Source organism: Haloimpatiens massiliensis, assembly GCF_900184255.1.
GTDB lineage: Bacteria > Bacillota > Clostridia > Clostridiales > Clostridiaceae > Haloimpatiens > Haloimpatiens massiliensis.
Map to the genome: position 1 here is coordinate 866,310 of NZ_LT854640.1, position 25,936 is coordinate 892,245.

Sequence of the window (25,936 nt, forward strand, 5' to 3'; positions counted from 1 at the left end):
CACAACCTTGCGAGTTATACAGGTATAGCCTGAGGCTCCCAACCAGCCGAATCATAAAACCTCATTGAATGGACTAATTGACTAAATCACGGGTATGAGTCAGCAGATACTGACTTCCCAAGGAGGAAAACATTATTTGTCCTATCCTTGAAGATTATACTTTATGAAAAGTCTGGAGTCTATATAGGAACCGTCAAGCATGATAATTAACTAAGATAACATCTGATGAAGGAAGAAATCCTTCTTCTGTTATCTATTATAGAAACAATTAAATTGAGATGAGTAGTCTTAATGACTACATCATTATTATACAAGGAGGGATGAACATGAAACAAATATTAAGAATCAATCATTTAGAGAAATATTATGGAAAGGGAAGTATTCTTACAAAAGCTATAGATGATATTTCTTTTGAAGTATGCAAGGGAGAATTTGTTGGAATTATGGGAGCTTCTGGTTCTGGAAAAAGCACTTTACTTAATTGTATTTCTACTATAGATACTCCTACAGGAGGAGAAATATTTTTAAATAAAAATAACATTTCAAAAATACCAGAATCGGGGTTAGCACAATTCAGAAGAGAAAATTTAGGATTTGTATTTCAAGATTTTAATTTATTAGATACTTTAACTGTAGAAGAAAACATAGGTTTATCCTTAATTATCAATCATGAAAATGAAGATGATATAAAAAATAGAATTGACAATATTTCTGCAAAATTAGGAATTCATGATATCTTAAAAAAATTTCCCTATGAAATATCAGGAGGACAAAAACAAAGATGTGCTTGTGGACGTGCTTTAGTAAATGAGCCTACATTATTATTAGCAGATGAGCCTACAGGAGCATTGGATTCAAATGCATCTATGATGCTAATGAATACTTTTCAAAAGATTAATGAAAGGGATCATGCAACAATATTAATGGTAACTCATGATGTATTTTCTGCAAGCTTTTGTAGTAGGATTCTATTTTTAAAGGATGGAAAAATATTTAGTGAATTAGTTCGTGGGGATAGAGATAGAAAAGAGTTGTTCTCTGAAATTATGGATATTACGGCTCTTTTGGGAGGTGAATCCAATGTTGTTTAAATTGGCACTTCGAAACTCTAAAAGGTCTATAAAAAAATACCTTCTTTATATTGTCACCATTACTTTGGCCATTTCATTTATTTATGCAATAAATGGATTGATTGCATCAGAGGATATTCGCACGCTAGGGGAACATTTACCTAATTTTCTTGAAAAATTATATTATGTTACTGTAGGAATTATATTAATTGTAGCGTGGCTAGTGAACTATATGAGTGCCTTCATTTTAGAATCACGAAGCAAAGAGCTTGGAACCTATATGCTTCTTGGAATAGAGAGCAATGAAATATCAAAAATGTTTGTATATGAACAATTTATACTTGGAGGAGTTTCCTTTGTATTTGGAATTCTAGTAGGTACTATTTTTTTAGAAATGATAAAAGCTATAGTTTATCGTTTCTTTGAAATTCCATTTCAATTGAATATTGTATTTTCTTGGAAGGTGGTTGGTATTACCGCTTTGGCTGTTATTTTAATCTATATTTTCTCTCTTATAAGAAATCTTTTTACTTTTAAGAAATTTAAAATATATGATTTTATGTACATGGAAAAGAAAAATGAAAGCGGAAGATTTCACAGACGTAAAGATAATATATTTAGTTTTCTTTTATTTTCAGTTATGCTGGTAATAGGAATGGTGGGAATTATAAAAATGTTCTATTATAAAAACATAACAGGAAAAGGTCTATTATTTTTATTGTTAGTTATTATTTCTATTTATGGATTGACAGGGTGTATATCTTCCATGATAAACCTAGTTTTCTTAAAGGGGAAGAAACGATTTAAGGAAAAAATGATTTTATTAAGATTTTTTAATTCACGAATCAACACTATGACAAAAACCCTTGGAACTATAACAATTCTTCTCATTGCATCATTATCCTGTTTTACTATAGCAATGTTTATGGGAGATTTTTATAAAATTCAAACAAAAGAATATTATACCTTTGATTTTAATATGTATTGGGATAAAGATAGGGAATTTGTAGATGGTATTAGAAACTTAATTTCCCCATATGACATTAAAGGTGAGGTCGCCATTGAAAATTATGAAATCCACAATACTGATGTATATAACAATATACTATCCTCAACACTAGTATCCAAAAAACAGAAATACGAAACTGTCATTAAATTATCTGATTATAATAAAATAAGAAAATTAGCAGGTTTTGAAGCTGAAAAACTTAATAAGAATGAGTTTTTAATTCAGACTACAGCATCAACAGGATTCATCTTTGAAGAAAGACTAAAAAAAGAAGAATACAATATTGCAGGGAATAAGCTAAATTTGAAAGAAATAAAATCAGATCCTATGCAAACAGAAGATATAGGATTTTTTAAAAACTATTATCTTGTGGTACCAGATGAATTTACTAAAGAATTTAAATATTTGCGAACTCAATATATTTGGAATACAAAAAAAGAAACGGATAAAAAATTAAGCGATAATATATTAAAGTATTATAATCAATATGAAAATATGGAATCTAAAAACCTTCCTATAAACTTTAAAATCAAAGGAACTTTTTTAGAAGAAGGTAAATCTAGTATGGTTTTGATTATATTAGCTTTACTTTATATTGCTCTTATTTTTTCTATAATTTTAGCAACAGTATTGGCAGTTTCTCAAATTACAGAAGGTACAAAATATAAATACCGATATAAATTGTTAAATGATATTGGAATGGATAAAAGAAAGATACAAAGGTTAGTTTTAAAGCAAACCACCATTCAATTTTCATCTCCATTAGTGTTAGGATTGCCAATATCTATACTTTTTGTATGGGCATTTTCCTTTCTAATGGAAGGCTATACTAGTCAAAATTTTTTCCTTAATAGCATTATTAGTGCTATGGGAATGTTTTTATTTATATATGTTATCTACTATGTAGCCACTTATGTAACCTATAAACAATCGGTATTGGAATAAAATTAACAAAACACTAAAAACCCTAAACCAATTACGGTTTAGGGTTTTTTTACAATGATAAAAAAGTAGCTTATGTAAATAAGCATCTAAGGGTATTGATTGCACAATAGTATGCAATTAATACTCTTTTATATACTATTACAATACCGTATTATAATAGTATATAAATGAAAACGATAACTAAAGGATTGAGTTCAAAAAAATTTATGTTAGCTTACTTTGTTTACCACTGACTATAAAACATTTAATATATTATTTTATAAAATTTTTAGGTTTTGTTCAAAATCTTAGAGCTAGTAATAAAAAATACTCTCTAGGATCAAGATAAATAGAAACCTAATGGTTTCTTCAATAGATTTTAAAACAGTTAGGAAGTGCGTTTATGAGGGAGTTAAATATCATTAATGATCTAATTGAAACTAATGATTATTTGTCTATAGAGTATTTTATGAATAAATACTCTGTTTCAAAAAGAACATTGCAAAATGATTTTTCGTATTTGACTAATGCTGGCAAAGCAAACGGATTTCATTTAATGCAAAAAAGGGGGCGAGGATATTTATTAGAAGTACTAGATATAGAAAAGTTAAATAATTTTATTAGTAAATTAGATAAAATTTCTAATAAACCAAAAGTAAGTATTGAAAATATTGTTGCTTATATAGCATTACATGATAATTATATAAAAACTGATGAGTTAGTTGACATATTAGAAACAAGTAAATCACTAATAAAAAAATCTAAAAATGAAATTGATTGCTATATTAGTAAATATAATCTTGTAATGGATAGAAAAGCTCATTATGGTATTAAAATAAATAATCCTTTAATAGAACATAGAAAATTACTTATAGAGCTTTATTTAAAGGATAATGAAATGGTAAAAAAATATATTGATAATAAAATAGGTGATAATTTTATTTATGTAAAAAAAACATTAATTAATAAACTAAAAAGAAGGAATTTAGATATTTATTATGTTGAATTAAATGAAATAATTGCTTGGTTAAAAGTTACTATATATATTCATCTAAAGATTAATACACCAATAAATTTGCATGAAAATAGTGAGCTATTAAATATTATTGCACAAAAATTCAATATAGGTATTCCAGAAGGTGACATTAAAGAATTTACTCAATTACTTAAAACTAAAACAAAAAGCAATGAAGATTATATAAAAGATTTAGAAGAACTACCTTCAGATATTTGTGCTTTTTTTATTGATGTTGATAAAAAAAATAATACATCATTCAATTCAGATGATGATTTTAAGCAACTATTAACAATGCATATAGCATCATTAGTTAATAGAGGGAAGTTTAAAGTATCTTATACTAACCCTATTATAGATGAATTATCAATTAAGTATCCAACATTATTTAATATTGCAATATCGTTGAGTCAAATGCTTGAAGATAAATATGGAATTAAAATAACCCGTGATGAAATAGGATTTATCGCTACACATTTTGCAGTGCATATGGAGAAAGAATTTGCTAATAAATTTAAAAAATATTATAAAATTGCAATTGTTTGTTCAACAGGTGGTGGTAGTGCATATTTAACTAAACTTAAAATTGCTAGTTTGTTTGAAACTTCAAATATAGAGACATTTTCTATATTACAAATAAAAGAACTTGAAGAATTCAATCCAGATATTGTATTTTCTACTATTGATTTTAATATAAATTTAAAAGTTCCTTTGATTTATATTAAAGAGCTTCTAGACGATTATGATATTTTAAAAATAAAACAGCTGGTTAGTCTTGATAAAATTCATGGTGCTTCTATAAGTGAAACAAAAGATTATTATATTAAACGGTTTTTTGATCCAAATTACTTCTTAATTGAAAAGCGTGAAGATGATTATATTAAGTGTATATCAAATATGTCTAAAATCGTTGAAAAAGCCGGTATTGGTGGTGAAGATTATTCAAAGCTTCTTTTAAAAAGAGAATCTTTTTCCTCAACTATATATTTAAATGGAGTGGCTATTCCTCACCCTATAGAAATGAAGGCAAATAAAGACTTAGTTTTTGTAAAGATATTCAAAAACCCAATTATATTTAACAATAAAAAGGTTAGCATAATTTTCATGATAGCACTTAAAAAAGATAATCTAGAATTGCATAAACAAATTACACAAGATTTATTTGAAATTATGAATGATATTCAAATGATACAAAGGTTAATTAAAGTAAACAGCTTTAAAGAATTTATAGCATTAATTAATAAGAAAGTCTAGGTGATATCTATGGATATAGAATTATTAAAAAAGTTATGTAATTTAAATGCTATTGCATCCAATGAACAAGAAGTTCGTAATGCATTAATTGAAGATATTACTGGGGAAATTATATTTGATGGTCTTGGAAGTGTTATTAGTCATCATAATGGAAAAGGTCCTAAATTAATGATTTGCGCTCATATGGATGAGGTAGGATTCATGGTTCGATATATCAGTGATATTGGAATGCTATACTTAATGCCAGTAGGTGGGGTAAAGGACTCTGCTAAATCCTTTCAATCTGTTGTTATTACGACAGTAGATGGTGACAAAATAAAAGGATTAATGAATTGTTCCTATGATGAAAAGCATAAAGTAAAAGATATTTATGTAGACATAGGACTCAGTTCAGCACAAGAGGTTATTAATAAGGGAATAAGTGTTGGAGACATGGTTTGCTTTGACAGCAAAAGTCAAATGATTAATGAAAATGTATTGATGGCAAAAGCCTTAGATGATAGGGTAGGATGTTATATTTTAAAAGAAATTGATAGAAAAATGAAAAAAATCAAACATGAAAATGATGTATATCTTTGTTTTACAAGTTCAGAGGAAGTAGGGACGCGAGGAGGAAAATGCACAGCTAATATTATTAATCCAGACCTGATAATCGCAGTTGATGTGGCTTGTGCACCAGATTTAACACGAAACTATACTAACCAGCGTCAAATTTCTAAAGGATGCATGATAGTTCATTATGATAAAACAATGATTCCCAATAGAAAAATGCTTAATTGGACTAAGAAAAAAGCTATAGAAAACAATATCAAATTTCAATGTGATATGTTTTCAGGTGGAGGAACGGATGCAGCTTTATCTCATTTGACAAATGGAGGTAAACTCTCTATTGTCTTAGGAATACCTTTAAGGTATTGTCATGGAAATTATTCAATGACGGATTTAAGAGATATTGAAGCCTTAACAGAATTACTTATCCATATTATTAAATCGTTTACTAAAGAAGAATATAGTATTATATCAAACTATATATAGGAGGCAAAAAAATGAATAAATTAGAAATGGAAATTTTACAAATTATATCATCTGCAGGTGAAAGTAAAGCTAAGGCATTTGAAGCATTAAGAAAAGTAAAAGAAAGCGATTATGATGGAGCAAGGGCTTTGCTTAAAGAATCTAAAGCAATTGATATTGAGGCCCATAAAGCTCAAACAAACCTAATTCAAGCAGAACTCTCACAAGGAAATGAGGACAAACAACCTATAACTTTACTAATGGTTCATGCACAGGATCACTATATGTCTTCACAACTTGCAAGAGATCTAATAGAAGAAATAATTAATATATTTGAGTCTAAGGAGGATTAAAAATGAGAATAGTATTATGTTGTGCAGGAGGTTTTTCAACCACAATGCTAATGGACAGTATGAAAAAAGTAGTAAGAGAAAGTAAAAAATTAAATAATGATGATTTTGAATTTGCAGCCATTCCAGTTGATTTGTTAGAACAGGAGGTTAATAATTGTAGCGTTCTTGTAGTAGGTCCACAAATTGCACACAAATTAGATTATATTAAGAGCATTATTGGACCTAAGAATATTCCTTATACCGTAATTGATCAAGATACATATGGGAAAATGGATGGAGCTACTTCCTTAAAAATGGCCTTGATTGCTTATAAAAAAGCTCAATTAAATAAAAAATAATATTAATAATTTAAAAAATTCATTTATACTAGGAGGCAATACTATGTTTAAGAAATTTGAGGCATTTATGAATAAATATTTAACTCCCCTTGCCAGTAAAATGGATAAGCAGCCACATTTAAGTGCAATCAAAAAATCAATGGTTGCAATGACTCCAATTCTTATTATTGGAAGTTTATGTTTAATACCAGAAGCTATTGCAAATATGCTGGGAAAAAATAATAGTATATCACAATTTATTTTAGCTAATATGGATAGTTTTTATTTACCTTTTTATTTAACAATTGGTATGATGGGTTTATATGTTTGTCTATGTATAACATATTTCTTAGGGGAACACCATAAGTTATACGTACCAGGCTGTATGGTTTTAGGTGCAGTAGGATTCCTCTTGATGACATTCAGTTTCACAAAAGATGGTGGAATGAATATTAAATATTTAGGAACCAAAGGACTGTTTATAGCAATGATTTCAGGTATTATTGCCGTTGAATTATATAGATGGTGTAAAAAGAAGAACTTTACAATACGTATGCCTGAAAGTGTACCAGATTTTGTTTCAAGATCTTTTGAGTTAATTCCTACAACAGTTATTATTGTTGGATTATTTGCAGCAATCCGTTTTACTAGTTTAGCAATTTTTAATGTATTACCACCAGAAATATTAACTAAATTTTTACAGCCACTAGTTGGTTCATTGGATAATCCATTTGTATTTGTATTTATTACTTTCCTTAGTTGCTTATTATTCTTTTTCGGAATACATCCTTCAGTATTATCACCAATTACAGCACCTATTGCAGCTCAATTCTTAGCAGAAAATATAGAAGCTATGGCCAATGGACAAGTATTACCACATTTCTATACAGGTGGTATGGTAAGTGCATTTGCTAATTTCACTGGAACAGGTATTACATTTGGTTTAGTATTCTGGTTTTTCTTATCAAAGAATAAAGCTTATAAACGTGTAGGACAAGTTTCAATCGTACCAGCTTTATTTGGAATTAATGAACCTATATTATTTGGAGCACCAATAGTTTTAAATCCTACTTTCTTTTTACCATATGTTATTGGTGGAACTATCCTAGGAACTTTCCCAGCATTTTTAATGTGGGCTGGAATTTTAAGAAAACCATTCTTTAATCCACCATATGTAGGAGTATTCTTAGAGGGATTTTTAGTAAATGGTCATTGGCTAACTATTGTAGTTAATGCTTTACAAATGATAGGATCAATTATAATTTGGTACCCATTCTTCAAACTATATGAAAAACAAAACAATTTACAAAATAAAGAAGGAGAATCTAAAATTTCTGAAGAAGATGCTGCTCTATTAGGAGATTTGGATTTTTAAAAAATAAGGGTAGGCTTAAAAGGCTTACCCTTTTAAATAAAGGAGATATTATGGCTATTCATGTTAATAAAATTAAAGAGTTAATTAAATCATTAGATATTGATGCGGTTTTAATAAAGTCAAAAACAACTAAAAAGTATTTAAATACTATAACAGGAAGTGGAGTTCATATTCTTATAACCAAAGATCAATCATATATGATTTTAGATGGAAGATATGTTGAAGAAGCAAATGATATAGAAAAAGATTTTGAAATAATTGAAAATACTCCGGCTCAGTCTAAAAGAGAACATTTTGATATTATAAATGATATTTTAAAAAAATATCATTATTCTAGATTAGGAATAGAAGCCAGTGCCTATTCAATTACAGATTATGAAAAACTTAAACAGTATAATTTTAAGATTTCATTAATTAAAGATGAGATTAATAAATTAAGAATAATAAAAGATGACTTTGAAATTAATATATTAAAGGAAGCATGTAAAATAACAGATAGCATATTTAATGAAGTTATAAAACATATCAAAGTTGGAATAACTGAAAGAGAAATTAATGCATGGCTCCATTATTACTCTTTGAAGGCAGGAGCAACTAAATTGTCTTTTGATCCTATAATTTCTTCTGGCCCTAGAACAGCTTTACCACACGGTCGTCCTACTGATAGAAAAATAAAAGCACATGAACCCATAATGATTGATTTTGGAATTGAATATAAAAATTATCAATCAGACATGACTAGAATGGTTTTCATAGGAAGGCCTAATGAAGAAATTTTAAACATCTATAACATTGTAAAGGATGCACAGCAAACTGGAATATATGCAATTAAATCAAATATACAAGCAAAAGAAGTTGATGCAATAGTAAGGCATGTGATTTGTAATGCGGGATATGGAGATTATTTTAATCACGGCCTTGGACACGGAATCGGTATTGGTGATGGAGTTGAGTATCCATTTTTAAATCAAACTTCATCTACAATTTTACAAAACAATATGATAATGTCATGTGAACCTGGAATATATGTTCCTAATATAGGTGGAATTAGAATAGAAGATGATGTTTTGGTATCAAATGGAATAGGTGTTCCTTTAAACAAAACAACTAAAGAAATGATAATTTTGGAGGAATAATTATGAAGCATAATTTTGACCAAGTTAATAATAGATTAAATACATATTGTACCCAATGGGATTATATTCAAGATCGCTTTAACAAAGAAGACTTAATCCCTTTTTCTATATCTGATACAGATTTTAAGGTGCCTTTACCTGTTTACGAAAGATTAAAAAACGTTTTAGAACATCAAATATACGGATACTCTAGATGGAACCATCATGATTTTAAAGGCTCTATTTCAAAGCATTTTATGAAAAAATTTAATTGTAATATTGATGAAGAATGGATACTTTATAGCCCTTCAGTTATGTATTCAGTATCACTTTTATTGAAATTGTTATGCAGTGATCATGATAAAGTAGCTACTTTTAATCCTATGTACGATGCATTTTTTAATGTAATAAGAGAAAATAATCGTGAATTAGTAAAGATTTTATTACATGAAAAGAGTGGAAAGTTTACTATTAATTTTGAAGAATTTGAGGAAAAGGTAAAACAGTGTAAGGTATTATTATTATGTTCACCACACAATCCTACTGGAAGAGTATGGAATGAAAGTGAATTGCAATCAATTATAGAAATTTGCCAAAAATATAGTGTAAAAATAATAAGCGATGAAATTCACAGCGACATAGTTTTTCCAGGACATAAACATACTCCTATTCTTTCTTATTATTCAAAGTACAATGAAGTCTATTTAGTATCATCTGGAAGCAAAACTTTTAATTATCCAGGTTTAATAGGATCTTATGCAATTATTCCTAATGATACTATAAATAAATTATTTATACATACAACTAGAACTAAAGATTTCTTAAATTCTGTTAGTATTTTAGGCATGCATGCTACAATGGTTTCTTATAATGAATGTAATTACTATGTAGATGAACTTGTTGAATATATAGATAAAAATATGGACTATATAGAGAAATTTATTAATGATAATTTTCACCATATAAATTTTAAAAAACCCGATGGCACATATTTAGCATGGATTGATTGTAGGGAAATGCCTTTTTCTTCTGAAGAGATTCAAGATGCGCTAGTAAATATAGGTGGTATAGGAATTATGAAAGGTGAAGTGTATGGTAGTGAAAAATATTTACGTTTAAATTGTGGTTGTCCTTTATCAAAGTTAAAAACTGGAATGAATAGATTTAAAAAGAGTATTGATTATTTATACAAAAAATCTTCCTTATATTAATAGCTTGGAGCATAGATATATTATTCTATGCATGAAAAGATAACTTAGGCACATTCAAAGAAATAACAAGTCAGTATTCTAGTATATTTGACTTGTTATTTCTTTTCATGTACCTTTTATGTACATTATTGATATTAATAATATAATAAATCAATTAAATAATAATCTAAAATTATAAGTAGACTATTAACTAAAACTTGTTAATAGTCTACTTTATATATTCTTAATTTTAATAGTAATGTTGTAATTGGATTTATATGGTATAATTAATTAATGTTACATATTTTTTAAGAAAGTGAGTGATCTTGCCATGGAAAATAATTCTACAATTTTACCAACACATATCGTTGCGGCAGGTGGAATAATTACAAATAATAAAAATGAAATTTTACTTGTAAAAAATCCTCGTAAAGGATGGGAGTACCCAGGCGGTATTGTTGAACCAGGTGAAACCGTACCTCAAGGCTTAATTAGAGAAATAAAAGAAGAAACTGGTATTAATGCAGAGATAATAAACATTGTAGGAATATATTCAAATACCAAGAAGAAAAAGGGATACAATGGAGTTAAAGAAGTACCTACAATTGTCACCATAGATTTTATTTGTAAGTATGCATCAGGTAATTTGACAACCAGCGATGAAAGTATAGAAGTAAAATGGTTTACTAAAAAAGAAGCCTTGCAGATGGTAAATCAAAAACAACAGTTAAGATTTAAAAAAGCTCTCGACTTCCAATCATCATTTTCTTGCGTAGGATACCAAGTAAATTCATCTAATGAACTTGAAGTGCATGAAGAATATTTGTTCGAAAGATAATTTCATATCAAAATAAGCAATCTTCAACTCGATATTTGGTATAATTAAAATTCATATTGGTAATCTTTAAACAAAATTATTAACAGAGACTTATATAAACTACCAACAAAACAAACAAAAAAGTTTTGAGGTATTTATAAGTCTCTGTTTTTTTATGTATGAAATGCTAGTAATATTTAATATTAAGTTAGGTCAATGGGTAAGTATATGTTTTCAAATTAAATAGAGTTGCTTTTTTTCTTGACACAGCTGTGCCTGATGTATATAATGTGATGTATATAGATACACAGTTAGGAGGGATATTTTGAACATTGTTCTTTCAAATACTTCAGAAAAACCTTTATATCAACAAATTAAAGAGCAAATAAAATCAGCAATATTAAAAGGTGAACTTAAGAATGGTGAATTGCTGCCATCCATACGTAATTTTTCTACGGATCTTAGGGTCAGTGTTTTAACAATTCGTAGAGTGTATGATGAATTAGAAAAAGAAGGTTTTGTTGCAAGCCAGGCAGGTAAGGGGACTTTTGTATTGGCTGGAAATACAGATTTAATCAGAGATACAAAAAGATTAATGGTTGAGGAAAAAATGTTCGACATGGTGTCTACAGCAAAAGCCATGGGAATAAATAAAAAAGAACTTATGGATATGATGGACATCATTTATGAGGAGGGATAACAATGAATAATGTATTAAATGTTTGCCAGATTTCAAAAAAATTTCAAAATTTCAGCCTGAGGGATGTATCTTTTGATATTAAAGAAAATTGTATTACAGGATTTCTTGGAAAGAATGGCGCAGGTAAAACCACACTAATAAAAATTTTATTAGGTTTATTAAAAAATGATAGTGGTGAAATCTCGTTCTTTTCAAATAAATATAAGGGAAAGAATTCTTTGATAAAGAATAAAATAGGTGTTGTACTAGATGATGGTTTTTTTTATGAAAATCTAACTCTAAGTGAAATGAAAAATTTAATTGCTTCCTGCTATAACCAATGGGACGAGGGGATATATAAGGAATATTTAAAAAAATTTCGATTAAATCCAAAGCAATCTATATCAACCTTGTCAAAAGGCATGAAACTTAAATACTCTTTAGCATTAGCTTTATCACACGGTGCTGATTTACTTATTATGGATGAACCTACTTCCGGACTTGATCCAGAAATACGAAAAGAACTTATGGAAATATTAAATGAATTTGTTCAAAAAGAGGGGAAGAGTGCTTTTTTCTCAACGCACATTACTAGCGATTTAGAACGATGTGCCGATGAAATCATAATTATTAATAACGGAAGAATTGTAAAACAAGCAGGAAAAGAAGATTTAATGGAGTCATATCGCTTAATAAAAGGTACATTAGATGATTTAGAAAGAATAAAAAAAGTTCCTTTTAAAATACTTGCTCAGTCAAGATATGGTTTTACAGGTATTACTAAAGAATTTCAAACAATACAATCTCTAAGTTCAAGTATTATTACAGAAAAGGCAACTCTAGAAGATATATTTTTGACAATGGTGGAGGAGGGATAATATGAATATGATCTACAATTTATTTAAAAAAGACTTTTTACTAATAAAGAAGTATTTACTACCTATTTTTATGTTCATTGTACTAGCTCCCATATTTATTTCCTATAGAACTGTTGCTTTTCAACAAAAGGGAGATATCCTTTATAGTATGTTAGTATTAATGATAACTTTTATGGTGTATCACGCAATATCTATGGAGGAAATGAAAGAAAAAGGTGAACTTTATCTTAGAATAACACCTATATCAATTAACAAAATTGTTATGGCAAAGTATATTGTAGTTACCTTTACTTTTATAGTAACCACAGGTTTATTTCTAGTGCTGTCACATGTACCAGTGTCTTCTGTAGGTAAAATAGATACAAAAACTATACTATTGATTTTTGTAGTGATAGAAATATTTTTTGGAATTTACATCCCTATGACATTTAAATTTGGTTATGTTAAATTGCAAATGATTAGTGCCGGGTTCATTTTTATATGCCCATTTCTAATGCCTCTTATTATAAATCATTTAGGTAATAATCTCTCATTGATAGATAATATTAAAAACAGTTCCAACTGGCTCATTATTATTATATCATTATTGATAATATGTGTATCCATTAGCCTTGGAACCGTAGCATCAAATAAGATTATTGAAAATAAAGAGTATTAGGATGGTGATATAATGGAACAAAATGCACATTCTATTATATTTTTCGGAATTGCAGCCACATTTTGTATAGTGTATTCTGCATATCAATATATTAGCTTTATGATGAATAAAGAACTAATAAGCTATGCAATAGCAACAATAATTGATACAAAAACCATCGTACCAGAAACCATGAAGAAAAATAACTCCAAATGGGCTACTGTAAGCTTCAGAGTAAATAGAAAAGAGTATGTACCTTCAAATCGAATTCAAGTTTCAATGAATGCTTCTGTAGGAGATCAAATTAAAATTGCTTATTATAAAGAAAATCCTAGTGAACTTTTCACATCAAGTTTAAAAAAAGCAAGTATATTTTTTATGATTGGCGTTTTATGTATAGCTATTATATTTTACTTTTAGCACTACTAAAGTTATTAAATCCCAGGAATTTTATAAACTACCTCTGAAACAAGCAAGAACATTTTCGGAACTTTATAAAATTCCTGTTTTTTTATAACTAAAAATACAAGCAAAGCACAAATAAGAACTATGGTTAACTTAATTTATATTGAGTTAACTTAGTTAACCATGATTGATAATTAAAAAAGCATTAAGTAAAACGCAAATATTGTTTATCTAGTTTACATAATATATAATCTGTAAACCATAAATCAGTTGCCTATCGAGTTCTTGGGAAATATCCGCGAAAACAAGGCAATGTAACGTTTGCTTGTTTTGTATTTATTTTATATATATTAATAACCAAGTACGTTGTTCTTCATAAGCTTATATTTATATAACTAACTATAAAAATTCATTAAGTAGCGCATCGATTTGTATAAAATATTCGAAAAAACTTTTCTTAGCAAGTATATTTATAAGCGCGTAATAAAACTTTATTTGATTTTTAAGATAAATTAAGCCCCTATTCTCTTATTTTTACCCAACTTCGCTAAATGTATATTTAGCGAAGTTATTTTATTGAATGAAAGACAAGGTTATAGTATAATAAAATCAACGGTTACAGCAAATAACCCCTCGTATTTTAACTCAAATCCTTTTTCAGATTGGATTTTTCAAATTCTATAGTTGCAATAGAACAAACTATTAATAAACAATTTCAGGAGGTTTTTATGGAATTAGATTTTGAAAAGATAAAAAACAAAAACAATGGTTTGCCTCAATGCTTAACAGATTTTTTAAACTACCTAGAAGTAATCAAAGCCAAATCTTTCAATACCATAAATGGTTACAGAATAGATTTAACCATGTTTTTCAGATTTTTAAAAGTTTATAAAGATTACGGCAATATATCAAGCTCCATGAAATTTAACGAAATTCCTATAAACGACATACAAAATTCGTTTTTAAAACAAATAAGTTTATCTGATCTTTATGCCTTTTTATCTTTTACTGAAAAACATAGAAATAACAGTGCTTATGCAAGAGCGCGAAAGGTAGCCACTTTAAAATCTTTCTTTAAGTATTTGCATGGAAAAGCTAAAATTTTAGATGAAAATATTGCTCTAGAACTAGAATCCCCTAAAATAGATAAGAGAAATCCTGTTTATTTAACACTGGATGAAAGCAAAAAATTATTAGAAGCTATAGACGGCCCAAGTAAGGAAAGAGATTATTGCATAATCACTTTATTTTTAAACTGTGGTCTTAGAATATCAGAGCTTTGCAGTATAGATATTTCTCGAATAAAAGATGATGTATTGACGGTTATAGGTAAAGGAAATAAAGAAAGGACAGTTTATTTAAATAAAGCTTGTTTAGAGGCCATAGAGGCTCATTTAAGAGCAAGAAGCAAAACAATAGATAAGATACCAGTGAAACACAAAGATGCTCTATTTCTTAGCAAAAACCATACGAGAATAAGCAAACGCGCCATAGAAATGATGGTTAAAAAATATGTAGGTAAAGCTAATTTAGATACAGAAAAATACACTCCGCATAAATTAAGACACACCGCAGCCACTTTAATGTACAAGCACGGCGGCGTAGATATAAGGAGCTTACAAGAAATATTAGGTCATGAAAATATATCCACTACTCAGATTTACACCCATGTAGATGATGAAAAATTACGTGAAGCAGTTAAATCCAATCCACTTTCTAATGAATAATAGTCATAACTATTATCTCTGCCCACTGAAATTTCAAATTACTAGATTAACCGTAAAGCCATTAAATTAACCAGTTAACTTTAGTTAACTGGTTAATTTAATGGCTTTACTTCAATTTTAATAAAACATTTTATTTTTTAAATATATAATGTTCTGTTATGGTACATATATAATAGTTATAACACATAAAAAAAAGCTAGAAGAACTTATTTCTTTCTAGCTATTTTTATAAGGCCTGGAAATACTTCATCAGCCATTTTATTAAATTCATTTTCGTTTTCTAAAATTCCCTTAATTTCTTCATGATCTTCAATATACTCAAAATCAATTTCTTCTGAAGAATCATTATCAAAAGTTTCATTTTGCAAATCCGTCAAATCTACATATTTATCATCTCTGCAAAATTCTTCGTCTAAATTTTCGTATTCAGTAATTTCTTCTGGCATTTCTAAAACTTCATCAATTTTTATCTCTCTAAGGTCAAAACCTTCTTTTTCCATGCACTTACCACAATTATTACACTTCTTTTTAGAATCTAATTCACATATGTAACATTCGCCACAATCATTGCAATCTTTACTTTTGTCGAATATACATTTTTTAGTCATTCAAACACCTCACTATTTTATATTTAGGTACATGAAAACAAATAGCAAGTCAAAGACGCTGGTATATTTTGTGTCAGACAAGGAAGCAGGTTCCGTCGCTAGTAGAACTATCGGTGGGTTCTGCTGACGCAGTATGACGCAAAATAGACTAGCATACTGACTTGTTATTTATTTGAATGTGCCTTAATCAGTTTATTATAGCAAACAACATTAATTTAATCAATATACTTCGATTAGAGTGTTTGTGTCAAGTTCTAGTGGGCAATTTTATTTTCTAAAATTTTATCCATTATAATATAGTTTTTGAATTTACTTTTACACTTTTTTAAATTTAATATTTCTAGCCTATATAAGGGGCTACGCCCCAGCCCGAAAGGGCGCACTTCACCTACATAATTTTATACTTTTATTAAATAAATCCTAAGTCATTAAACCCTTTATTTTCAACTAAGGCTCTTATTGCCTTGCGACCATTTGTATTGGCGCAGCCTGTAAATGGCATCTTCCCTTGGTGTATTGGGTATACTTTGCCTTTACCAACTTTCTTATTTACATCAGCTGCTGTTAATGTAATCATTTCTGTTATTTTTTCTAGCTCATCATCTGAAATAACACTAGAACACATTTCATTTACTACATTGTATATTCTTTTACTTGCCTTTTCAGCTAGTATTTTAGCTAAATTATTAGCACCTCTAATTGACCAACTCATTTTTCTTCCTTTCATTCTTTGAGCTAATACATCACAGATATTATGCTCCATTGTGCCTAAATTTCTGTATTCTAATCCTTCCGGCGCCTTCGGCATTTTAATTTCTTTCCTTAGCTTATATGGCTTTAATCCTATCTTGTTATCAAAAAAATACATGTATAGCTTTTCTAATTTCTTAAATTTNCGATTAGAGTAAGTAATTGGATATATTTAGAGATAAGCCTATATATATTAGAACACTTAAGGTAATGGCTATTTTTTTCAATCAATTGGCAGTTATTTTCCAAGAACGCTAGTTTGATGTTTTTACGGTAATATGCTATAATTTCATAAAGATGGAGTTATTACACCAATTAATTATAGCAAAGTATTATCGCTCTTAATTATTAATAAATAATCCACTAGGATGAGGAGATGATTAAAATGGGTAGAGTATCTACTAAACAAAGTGAAATATATCAATATATAAAAGATATAACTATGGAAAGAGGTTATCCCCCTTCAGTAAGAGAAATATGCAAAGCTGTTGGTTTAAGTTCTACTTCTACTGTCCATAGTCATTTATCAAAGCTAGAAAAAAAAGGCCTTATAATAAGGGATCACACTAAACCAAGAGCTATAGAAATAGTAGAAAATACAATGAAAAGAAAAGAATTAGTTAACATCCCCATAGTAGGCAACGTAACTGCTGGTCAGCCAATTTTAGCCGTAGAAAATATTGAAGATTACTTTTCCCTACCTATTAATTTTGTTAAAAGTAATAATGAGCTCTTCATATTGACAATCCAAGGCGAAAGCATGATTGAAGCTGGTATACAAGATGGTGACTTTGCAGTTATTGAAAAAGTTAATACTGCAGAAAATGGCGATATAGTAGTTGCTTTAATAGATAAAGAAGCTACCATAAAGAGATTTTTCAAAGAAAAAGATCACATAAGACTACAACCAGAAAATAAAACAATGGATCCTATTATAGTAGATTCTTGTGAAATCATAGGTAAACTAGTAGCTATATACAGAAAATACTAATATATCTTATTTAATCTAGCATACTATTTTCTAATATAATATCTATTGATATATTATATATAAATAGATATTTCAACCTATATTTATTTTCATTAATTTTATATAAATAAACGATATATAAGTATATAATAAATAAAGGCACCTTTTTAATAAACTGATACCTATATACTAAACTTTACAAAACATTTAGCCTATAGGTATCAGTTTAAATAAAAGTGCCTTTTATCCATCTAATAAAAACTTTGTATTAAGTTTTATAACTATGAAGTTGCTAATACTTTTGACAATGCTATTAATATAGCAATTTTAGCATGCTCAAAAGTAAGTCCACCCTGTAAGTATGCAATATAAGGTTCTCTTATTGGAGCATCAGCAGATAATTCTATGGAAGCTCCTTGAACAAAAGCGCCTGCAGCCATTATAACTTGATCGTCATATCCCGGCATATCCCAAGGTTCACATTCAACAAAGGAATCTATCGGAGAACCCTTTTGAATTCCCTTGCAGAAATTAATAAGTTTATCTTTATCATTAAATTTTATAGCTTGTATTATATCACTTCTTTTATCGTCAAATTTAGGTAAAACTTCAAAACCAGATAACTCCATAATTCTTGCGCAGAGTATAGCTCCTTTTAATGCTTCTATAGATATGTGTGGTGCTAAGAATAATCCTTGATAAAATAATCTCACTACACCAAAAGTAGAACCACATTCCCCTCCAATACCTGGAGTAGTTAATCTAAAAGCAGCTTGCTGTACGTATTCACTTTTGCCTGCCACATATCCTCCTGTTGGAGCTATGCCACCACCAATATTTTTAATTAAAGATCCTGCCACTAAATCAGCACCCACATCTGTAGGTTCTTTTGTATCTATAAATTCCCCATAGCAGTTGTCTACAAAACATATAGCATCTTCTTTTATACTTTTAACACATTTAATTATCTCTTCTATATCTTCTATAGAAAGAGCTTTTCTCCATCCATAACCTGTAGATCTTTGAATATGTACTAATTTTATACTTTTATCTTCTTTTAATATTTTTTCTATTTCTTTTAGATTAACTCTACCATCTTCCATTAAATCTATTTGTTTATACTTAACTCCATAGTTTCTAAGAGATCCAATGTTTTCTTCTTTGTTAATTCCTATTATACTATGAAGAGTATCATAAGGTGTACCACAAACAGAAATCATAGTATCATCAGGTCTTAAATTTCCAAAAAGAGCTGTAGCTATAGCATGAGTTCCATTTACAAAATGAGGTCTCACTAAAGCAGCTTCCGTGTTAAATATTCTAGCATAAACTTTATCTAAGCTATCCCTTCCCATATCACCGTACCCATATCCAGTGCTATTGGTAAAATGACTTTCACTTATTCTCTCTTCTTGAAGAGCATTCAATACTTTAAGTTGATTAAATTCTCGTATAGAATCTAATTCTTTAAATATATTCTCCACATCTTTAAGAGATTTTTCATATAATTCTATTACCTTGTCACTTATATTATAATGTTTTCTTAAAACATCTTTAGTTAAATCTATCATACTTACTAATCCTCCTTAAAAACAAATACCTAATTATATTAGCATATTAAAAAAGAATAGGCAATTATTCACCTATTCTTTTTATATCACAGCTGTATGTTATAATATGCATATCTAATTAAGTTCTAGGATTAATAAATAATTTTCTTTTATGCTTCGCTATCATTGTCTCCAGAAAATAATATAGGTCTTAAAGGAGTTATAGTAGACATAGCATGTTTATATATCATCATCTGTTTTCCTTCACAATTAAGAATAACTATAAAATTATCAAAACCTTTTACAATACCTCTTAATTGAAACCCGTTGGTTAAGTGTATAGTAACTGGTATTTTGTTTTTTCTAGCATTATTTAAGAATACATCTTGTAAGTTATTAATAGTTTTGCTCATAGATTCTCACCCTCCATATGTTTTAATTAATATGATTCTATAAAAATATTAAAATTCCTCTATTTTTAACTTATTTTTTAGAATGCTCTGCTATAAAATTAATAATCTCTTCTTCATCTTTAAAGTCCTCTTTGTTAATCCAAACTACTCTTGGATCTTTTCGAAACCAGGTTAATTGCCTTTTAGCATAGTTTCTACTTCCTTTTTTAATTAAATATATAGCCTCTTCTAAACTTATATTTCCCTCTAAATAATATAATATTTCCTTATATCCTATACCTTTCATTGACTGCATATTTGAATTATAACCCATATTGCGTAATTTTATAACCTCTTCTATCAATCCTTTTTCTAACATTATATCTACTCTTCTATTAATTCTATCATATAATTTTTCCCTATTCATATTTAAAACATAATATTTTAAATTATAAGGTATGTTATACAGATTTTTTTCTTGTTCTTTAGTAAATTCCCCTATGGTTTTTCCTGTACTTTTAAACACTTCTAGAGCTCTTACTACTCTCTTTAAATCATTAGGGAATAATCTTTCATAGGATTCCATATCCACTTCCTTTAGCATGGAATGTATATATTCCTTCCCTTTTTCCTCCGCTAAACAGTGAAGATATTGCCTATACTCCTCATCCTTATCTGTATTGGTAAAATTATAATTATATATTATTGAATTTATATAAAGACCTGTGCCACCTACAATCATGGGAGTCTTATTTTTATTATATATTTCATTTATATAATTCTCTCCCCTATTTTTAAACTCTGCCACACTAAATTCTTCACTTGGCTCCACTTCATCGATCATATAATGTGGTATGCCCTGCATTTCCTCAGGAGTTATTTTAGCAGAACCAATATCCATATACTTATATATTTGCATTGAGTCAGCAGATATAATTTCTCCATTTATTTTTTCAGCTACTTTTATAGATATATTTGTCTTTCCCACCGCTGTAGGACCTGCTATTATAACTAATTTATTCATGTTTGTCTCCTTAATTTATTGTATTCTTTTAAAACGTTTTTCAAGTTCTGTTAAGGTCACTTTTATAATAGTTGGTCGCCCATGAGGACAGTTAAAAGGTTCTCTTGTAGATTTTAAATCCTCTATAAGTTTTTGCATCTCTATAACAGAAAGTTTATCATTAGCTTTTACAGCTGCTTTACATGCCATAGATGCTATTTTATTATACTTTACTTGTGTTATTTGCCCAGAACCCATATTCTTTAAATTATTAAGTATATCAAAGAATAAGTTTTTTATATTCGATTCATTTAATATAATAGGCACTTCCCTTATATATATTGAATTAATACCAAATTCCTCTATTACAAAACCTAATTCTTTAAAAGTTTTTTCATTTTCCTTATAATATGCAAAATCTTCATGAGTTAATTCTATTATTAAGGGAGATAATAATCCTTGTACAACTACATCTCTTTTAGATATCTCATCTAAATATCTCTCAAACAATATCTTTTCATGGGCAGCATGTTGATCTATTATGTACAGCTCCTTGTTATATTCTCCTAATATATATGAATTATTGAATTGTCCTATTATATTTATGTCCGGGAAAAATGAAGTTTCTTTACTACAAAAATTTTCTTTAATAACATCACAGTTTTCTCCCCTATTCCTCTCATTACTTATGTTTTCATATTTAATATCAAATTTTTCACTTTCTACATAGTCTTTTTCTTTTATTTTATTATTGCCCCTATCCTGACACCAATATTTTTCTTCTAATTGAGTTTTATTATTTTCATCATGTTTATCTATAAACTTAGCGTTAATATCATTTAATTTAGGCTCAGTAACCCCTTCATCAGTTATATCATGTTTTACAATATTATTTATATTACCATCTAAGTTTTTGCGTCCATCACTATTAGAAGCTTTTAAATCAATAGGGATAGCTACTTGGGTAATTCCCTCTCTAGTCTCTTCCTTTTCTTCATCTTCATTTATAAAAAATGTTTCTCTTAAATTTTCACTTATGGCCTTGTGAACTGAATTAAAAACTAGCTTAAATATATGTCTATCATCACTGAACTTTATTTCTGATTTGGTAGGGTGTACATTTACATCTATAAATTCAGGATACACATCTAAAAACAATACGAAAAATGGAAACTTGTTTACTGTAAGAAAGGACTTAAAAGCATTTTCTACTGCTGCGGTAATTAAGCCACTTTTTATGTATCGCTTATTTACAAATATACTTTGTTTATTTCTACTTTTTCTGCTTATAGCTTCATTTCCTACATATCCATATACAGATGCAATATCACTGTGTCCTTCAAAATACCATATATTATCCACCACTTCTTTTCCAAATATAGCTCTTATGGCATCTTTCATATTGTCATTGCCGTAGGTAGTTATAACTTTTCTTCCGTTACTTTCTAATTTAAAAGCTATATTTGTATTCACAAGAGCTAATCTAGATACAATATCTGATATAAGAGCTGATTCCCTTGCACTGGATTTTAAAAATTTTTGTCTAGCTGGTACGTTATAAAATAAATCATTTACATCTATTGAAGTACCAGTATTAAATCCTATATCTTTAATATATCTTTTTACTCCACCCTCTATACATATTTCTTTTCCATAATCAAATTCTTTACTTTTAGATTTCATTATAGTTTGGGATACAGAGGCAATACTAGCTAAAGCCTCTCCTCTAAATCCCAAAGTACTTATTTTAAAAATATCATCTGCACCTTTAATCTTACTAGTAGCATGAGGTAAAAATGCTCTCTCTATATCTTCAGGATGAATTCCTATTCCATCATCAACTATCTTTATACTTTTCTGTCCGCCCTCTTCTATATATACAGATATATTTTTAGCCTTTGCATCTATACTATTTTCAATCAATTCTTTCACCACAGAGAAAGGTCTTTCTATAACTTCTCCTGCTGCTATTTTATTACAGGTTTGTTCATCCAATAAATTAATTCTCTTCAAATGATCACCTCTGTATAAATATATAATCTTGATTATCAATAAATGTACTCATATACCAATCACAAAATATGAATTTTTATCTAAATAGATTTTGCCTTTTCGATTATTTCATACAATTTATTAAAACCCTCCATAGGATTTAACTTTAACACATCTATACTTTTAATATAGTTTATCAAATTTTCTTTCTCTATATCTGAAAAATTCAGTTGCGTTACTATACTATTATCTTCTTTTATTATATCATTGTTTGCCATGTTTTCCTTACTTTTAATACTTTCCTTTTGTAAATCTAAAGCTGCTTCATCTACTTCTAAACAACTCTTTGGCCTCTCATTTATTTCTTTATAATTTGTAGTAGTTTCTGTATTAGAATATATATAATCATCCACTTCCAACACTACATCTTTATTATTATTTCCTTCTAAATCCTTTAATATTTCATCTGCTCTCTTTAGCACTTCTTCAGGTAAACCAGCCAATTTAGCTACTTGAATACCATAGGACTGATCCGCTCCCCCCTGTACAATTTTACGAAGAAACACTATATCTTTTCCATCTTCTTTTACAGAAACAGAATAATTTTTAAGTCCTTCAATTTTTCCTTCTAATTTTGTAAGTTCATGATAATGAGTGGCAAATAATGTTTTGCTTTTTAAATGTGGTGTAGAACAAATGTACTCTATAACTGCCCAAGCTATACTAAGTCCATCATAAGTACTGGTTCCACGACCTACTTCATCTAGTAAAATTAAACTTTTGCTTGTAGCATTTTTAAGTATATTAGCTACTTCCCACATTTCTACCATAAATGTACTTTTACCAGAGGCTAAATCATCAGAAGCCCCTATTCGTGTAAATATTTTATCACATATACTTATATCAGCAGATTTAGCTGGAACAAAACTTCCTATTTGAGCTAGTATTGTTATTAAAGCTATCTGTCTCATATAGGTTGATTTTCCTGCCATATTAGGACCAGTAATTAGTAAAAATCTATTACTCTTTTGATCTAAAAAAACATCATTTTCTATAAAATTTCCTGTGGCTATAACCTTCTCAACTACCGGATGTCTTCCACCTACTATATTTATATTTTCTTTTTCATTTATATTAGGTTTACAGTAGTTATTTTCTAATGCCACGGTAGCTAAAGAACATAAACAATCTACAGCGGATATTATTTTTGCTGAATTTTTCAGTCTTCCTATTTCTCTTTCTATTTTTTCTCTTATTTCTACAAATATGCTATATTCTAAGTCTATTAATTTTCCTTCTGCTCCTAAAAGTTTTTCTTCTACTTCTTTTAATTCCTCTGTTATATATCTCTCTGCATTAGCAAGAGTTTGCTTTCTTATATATCTATCCTTAGGAACTAATTCTAAATTTGTCTTTCTAATTTCAATAAAGTATCCGAAAACTTTATTAAATCCTACTTTTAACGACTTTATACCTGTAACTTCTTTTTCACTATTTTCAAGCCTCGCAATCCACTCTTTACCATGAGTTTTAGCACCTCTGAGCTCATCCACTGATGAATTGAAGCCATCCTTTATTATATCTCCTTCTTTTAAAGACAGTGATGGATTTTCATTTATAGATTCATTAATTAGCTTGTGTATATCCTCTAATTCATCTAGATTGCTGTACATTTTTTTAAATAAACTACTTTCAAACTTAGATAAAATTTCTTTTACCCTTGGTATATTACCTATAGAGTTTTTTAAAGCTATCATCTCTTTGGCATTTATGCTTTGAGAAGATATCTTTCCTGCCAATCTCTCTATATCATATATTTCCTTTAAAGCAATTTTTAAATCATCTGTTAAAGATAAATTCTCAACTAATTCCTCAACACTATTCAGTCTTTCATCTATTTCACACTTTCTAACTAAAGGCTGGTCTATCCATCTTCTTAACTCTCTAGCTCCCATGGCAGTACTAGTTTTATCTAGAACCCAAAGGAGAGATCCTTTTTTAGTTTTATCTCTAAGGGTTTCTGTCAGTTCTAAATTTCTTCTAGAATTAGAGTCTATTGCTAAATAGTCTACTATATTATATATATTTATTAAATCTATATTAGACAAGGTTATCTTTTGAGTGTCTTTTATATAATTTAATAACCCATTACAAGAGTACAATATACAATCATCTACATCTTTAGTATCTAAAGTTTTAAAATGATTATTTATATTTTTCAAACTATCTGTACAAAAATACTCATTATCATATTTAGAAAAAGATATATTATATTTCTCCCTTATAGCTTTTACTAATTTTTCATCTAAATCTTGTTGTATAAGAATTTCTTTTGGATGAAATTTAGATATTTCGTCTAATATAATACTTATATTATTTGGGCATAAAGTACAATTAAATTCTCCTGTGGAAATATCAGAGAAACTCATACCACATAATCCTCTAACCTGGTTACTAAACAAACTCATTATATAGTTGTTTTCTCCTTCATTTAAGAAAGATGAATCTGTAAGTGTTCCAGGAGTTATGATTTTAATTATATCCCTTTTGACTATTCCTTTTGCCAAAGAAGGATCTTCCAATTGTTCACATATAGCAACTTTATAACCCTTTTGCACTAATCTACTTATATAATTACTAGCTGCATGATATGGTATTCCGCACATTGGAGCCCTTTCTTCAAGCCCACAGTCTCGTCCCGTCAATACTAGTTCCAACTCTCTAGATGCAGTCTCAGCATCCTGAAAAAACATCTCATAAAAGTCTCCTAATCTAAAAAACAATATGCAATCGCCGCAACGTTCTTTAACCTCTAAATATTGCTTCATCATAGGTGTTAAACTCATATTTTTACCTCCTAAAATGGATTAAAACTCCATTTAAATCTTAATG

23 protein-coding genes are annotated in these 25,936 nt (G+C 28.5%); 16 read left to right on the plus strand and 7 right to left on the minus strand.

What is annotated here, in order from left to right; genetic code table 11:
* Positions 1 to 326 precede the first annotated feature (326 nt).
* The 15 genes from C1715_RS12320 (at position 327) to C1715_RS12390 (ending at position 15,779) form a co-directional block, all read left to right on the plus strand.
* Positions 327 to 1,091, plus strand: a complete 765-nt coding sequence (locus tag C1715_RS12320; RefSeq protein WP_102400778.1) for an ABC transporter ATP-binding protein — start codon at positions 327 to 329, stop codon at positions 1,089 to 1,091.
* Positions 1,081 to 3,024: an ABC transporter permease gene (locus tag C1715_RS12325; RefSeq protein ID WP_102400779.1), complete on the plus strand. Its 1,944-nt coding sequence runs from the start codon at positions 1,081 to 1,083 to the stop codon at positions 3,022 to 3,024. The genes C1715_RS12320 and C1715_RS12325 overlap by 11 nt, the downstream gene beginning before the upstream one ends.
* A 382-nt stretch (positions 3,025 to 3,406) precedes the next feature.
* Positions 3,407 to 5,272: a BglG family transcription antiterminator gene (locus tag C1715_RS12330; RefSeq protein WP_102400780.1), complete on the plus strand. Its 1,866-nt coding sequence runs from the start codon at positions 3,407 to 3,409 to the stop codon at positions 5,270 to 5,272.
* A 9-nt stretch (positions 5,273 to 5,281) separates the two neighbouring features.
* On the plus strand, positions 5,282 to 6,307 hold the full coding sequence (gene ypdE, locus C1715_RS12335) for an aminopeptidase (RefSeq protein WP_102400781.1): 1,026 nt from the start codon (positions 5,282 to 5,284) through the stop codon (positions 6,305 to 6,307).
* Positions 6,308 to 6,318: 11 nt separating this feature from the next.
* Positions 6,319 to 6,639, plus strand: coding sequence for a PTS lactose/cellobiose transporter subunit IIA (locus tag C1715_RS12340; RefSeq protein ID WP_102400782.1), 321 nt, complete (start codon positions 6,319 to 6,321; stop codon positions 6,637 to 6,639).
* Between the two features lie 2 nt (positions 6,640 to 6,641).
* Complete coding sequence (locus tag C1715_RS12345) at positions 6,642 to 6,977, plus strand: PTS sugar transporter subunit IIB (protein WP_102400783.1); 336 nt, start codon at positions 6,642 to 6,644, stop codon at positions 6,975 to 6,977.
* A 43-nt stretch (positions 6,978 to 7,020) separates the two neighbouring features.
* Entirely contained in the window at positions 7,021 to 8,331 is a 1,311-nt protein-coding gene (locus C1715_RS12350) for a PTS sugar transporter subunit IIC (protein WP_102400784.1), read from the plus strand.
* Positions 8,332 to 8,381: 50 nt separating this feature from the next.
* Positions 8,382 to 9,467: a M24 family metallopeptidase gene (locus C1715_RS12355; protein WP_102400785.1), complete on the plus strand. Its 1,086-nt coding sequence runs from the start codon at positions 8,382 to 8,384 to the stop codon at positions 9,465 to 9,467.
* Positions 9,468 to 9,469: 2 nt separating this feature from the next.
* Positions 9,470 to 10,657, plus strand: coding sequence for a MalY/PatB family protein (locus C1715_RS12360; protein WP_102400786.1), 1,188 nt, complete (start codon positions 9,470 to 9,472; stop codon positions 10,655 to 10,657).
* 295 nt (positions 10,658 to 10,952) lie between these two features.
* Positions 10,953 to 11,474 (plus strand): NUDIX hydrolase, encoded by a 522-nt coding sequence (locus C1715_RS12365; protein ID WP_242971950.1) that lies wholly within the window; start codon positions 10,953 to 10,955, stop codon positions 11,472 to 11,474.
* Between the two features lie 304 nt (positions 11,475 to 11,778).
* The gene (locus C1715_RS12370; protein WP_102400788.1) at positions 11,779 to 12,153 is read left to right on the plus strand and encodes a GntR family transcriptional regulator; all 375 of its coding nucleotides are present in this window, start codon (positions 11,779 to 11,781) and stop codon (positions 12,151 to 12,153) included.
* 2 nt (positions 12,154 to 12,155) lie between these two features.
* Positions 12,156 to 13,010, plus strand: coding sequence for an ABC transporter ATP-binding protein (locus C1715_RS12375; RefSeq protein ID WP_102400789.1), 855 nt, complete (start codon positions 12,156 to 12,158; stop codon positions 13,008 to 13,010).
* Between the two features lies 1 nt (position 13,011).
* The gene (locus C1715_RS12380; protein WP_102400790.1) at positions 13,012 to 13,668 is read left to right on the plus strand and encodes an ABC-2 transporter permease; all 657 of its coding nucleotides are present in this window, start codon (positions 13,012 to 13,014) and stop codon (positions 13,666 to 13,668) included.
* Between the two features lie 12 nt (positions 13,669 to 13,680).
* Positions 13,681 to 14,067 (plus strand): hypothetical protein, encoded by a 387-nt coding sequence (locus tag C1715_RS12385; protein WP_102400791.1) that lies wholly within the window; start codon positions 13,681 to 13,683, stop codon positions 14,065 to 14,067.
* A 713-nt stretch (positions 14,068 to 14,780) separates the two neighbouring features.
* Positions 14,781 to 15,779, plus strand: a complete 999-nt coding sequence (locus C1715_RS12390; protein ID WP_102400792.1) for a tyrosine recombinase XerC — start codon at positions 14,781 to 14,783, stop codon at positions 15,777 to 15,779.
* A gap of 206 nt (positions 15,780 to 15,985) precedes the next feature.
* Here C1715_RS12390 and C1715_RS12395 read toward each other — a convergent pair whose 3' ends face one another.
* Together C1715_RS12395 and C1715_RS12400 are read right to left on the minus strand one after the other, a co-directional pair.
* Complete coding sequence (locus C1715_RS12395; RefSeq protein WP_102400793.1) at positions 15,986 to 16,387, minus strand: hypothetical protein; 402 nt, start codon at positions 16,385 to 16,387, stop codon at positions 15,986 to 15,988.
* 409 nt (positions 16,388 to 16,796) lie between these two features.
* The gene (locus tag C1715_RS12400) at positions 16,797 to 17,255 is read right to left on the minus strand and encodes a hypothetical protein (protein ID WP_102400794.1); all 459 of its coding nucleotides are present in this window, start codon (positions 17,253 to 17,255) and stop codon (positions 16,797 to 16,799) included.
* 258 nt (positions 17,256 to 17,513) lie between these two features.
* Here C1715_RS12400 and lexA point away from each other — a divergent pair, with 258 nt between their 5' ends.
* Entirely contained in the window at positions 17,514 to 18,128 is a 615-nt protein-coding gene (lexA, locus tag C1715_RS12405) for a transcriptional repressor LexA (protein ID WP_102400795.1), read from the plus strand.
* Positions 18,129 to 18,388: 260 nt separating this feature from the next.
* Here lexA and C1715_RS12410 read toward each other — a convergent pair whose 3' ends face one another.
* The 5 genes from C1715_RS12410 to mutS all read right to left on the minus strand — a co-directional run bounded on the left by C1715_RS12410 (position 18,389) and on the right by mutS (position 25,890).
* Complete coding sequence (locus C1715_RS12410) at positions 18,389 to 19,678, minus strand: methionine gamma-lyase family protein (RefSeq protein WP_102400796.1); 1,290 nt, start codon at positions 19,676 to 19,678, stop codon at positions 18,389 to 18,391.
* Positions 19,679 to 19,827: 149 nt separating this feature from the next.
* Positions 19,828 to 20,070 carry an RNA chaperone Hfq gene (gene hfq / locus C1715_RS12415; protein ID WP_102400797.1) on the minus strand — a complete coding sequence of 81 codons (243 nt, stop codon included), beginning with the start codon at positions 20,068 to 20,070 and terminating at the stop codon, positions 19,828 to 19,830.
* A gap of 70 nt (positions 20,071 to 20,140) precedes the next feature.
* Positions 20,141 to 21,073 carry a tRNA (adenosine(37)-N6)-dimethylallyltransferase MiaA gene (gene miaA / locus C1715_RS12420; RefSeq protein WP_102400798.1) on the minus strand — a complete coding sequence of 311 codons (933 nt, stop codon included), beginning with the start codon at positions 21,071 to 21,073 and terminating at the stop codon, positions 20,141 to 20,143.
* Between the two features lie 15 nt (positions 21,074 to 21,088).
* A complete protein-coding gene (mutL, locus tag C1715_RS12425) occupies positions 21,089 to 23,065 on the minus strand; it encodes a DNA mismatch repair endonuclease MutL (protein ID WP_102400799.1) in 1,977 nt (658 codons plus the stop codon).
* An 80-nt stretch (positions 23,066 to 23,145) separates the two neighbouring features.
* The gene (gene mutS, locus C1715_RS12430; RefSeq protein WP_102400800.1) at positions 23,146 to 25,890 is read right to left on the minus strand and encodes a DNA mismatch repair protein MutS; all 2,745 of its coding nucleotides are present in this window, start codon (positions 25,888 to 25,890) and stop codon (positions 23,146 to 23,148) included.
* Positions 25,891 to 25,936 lie beyond the last annotated feature (46 nt).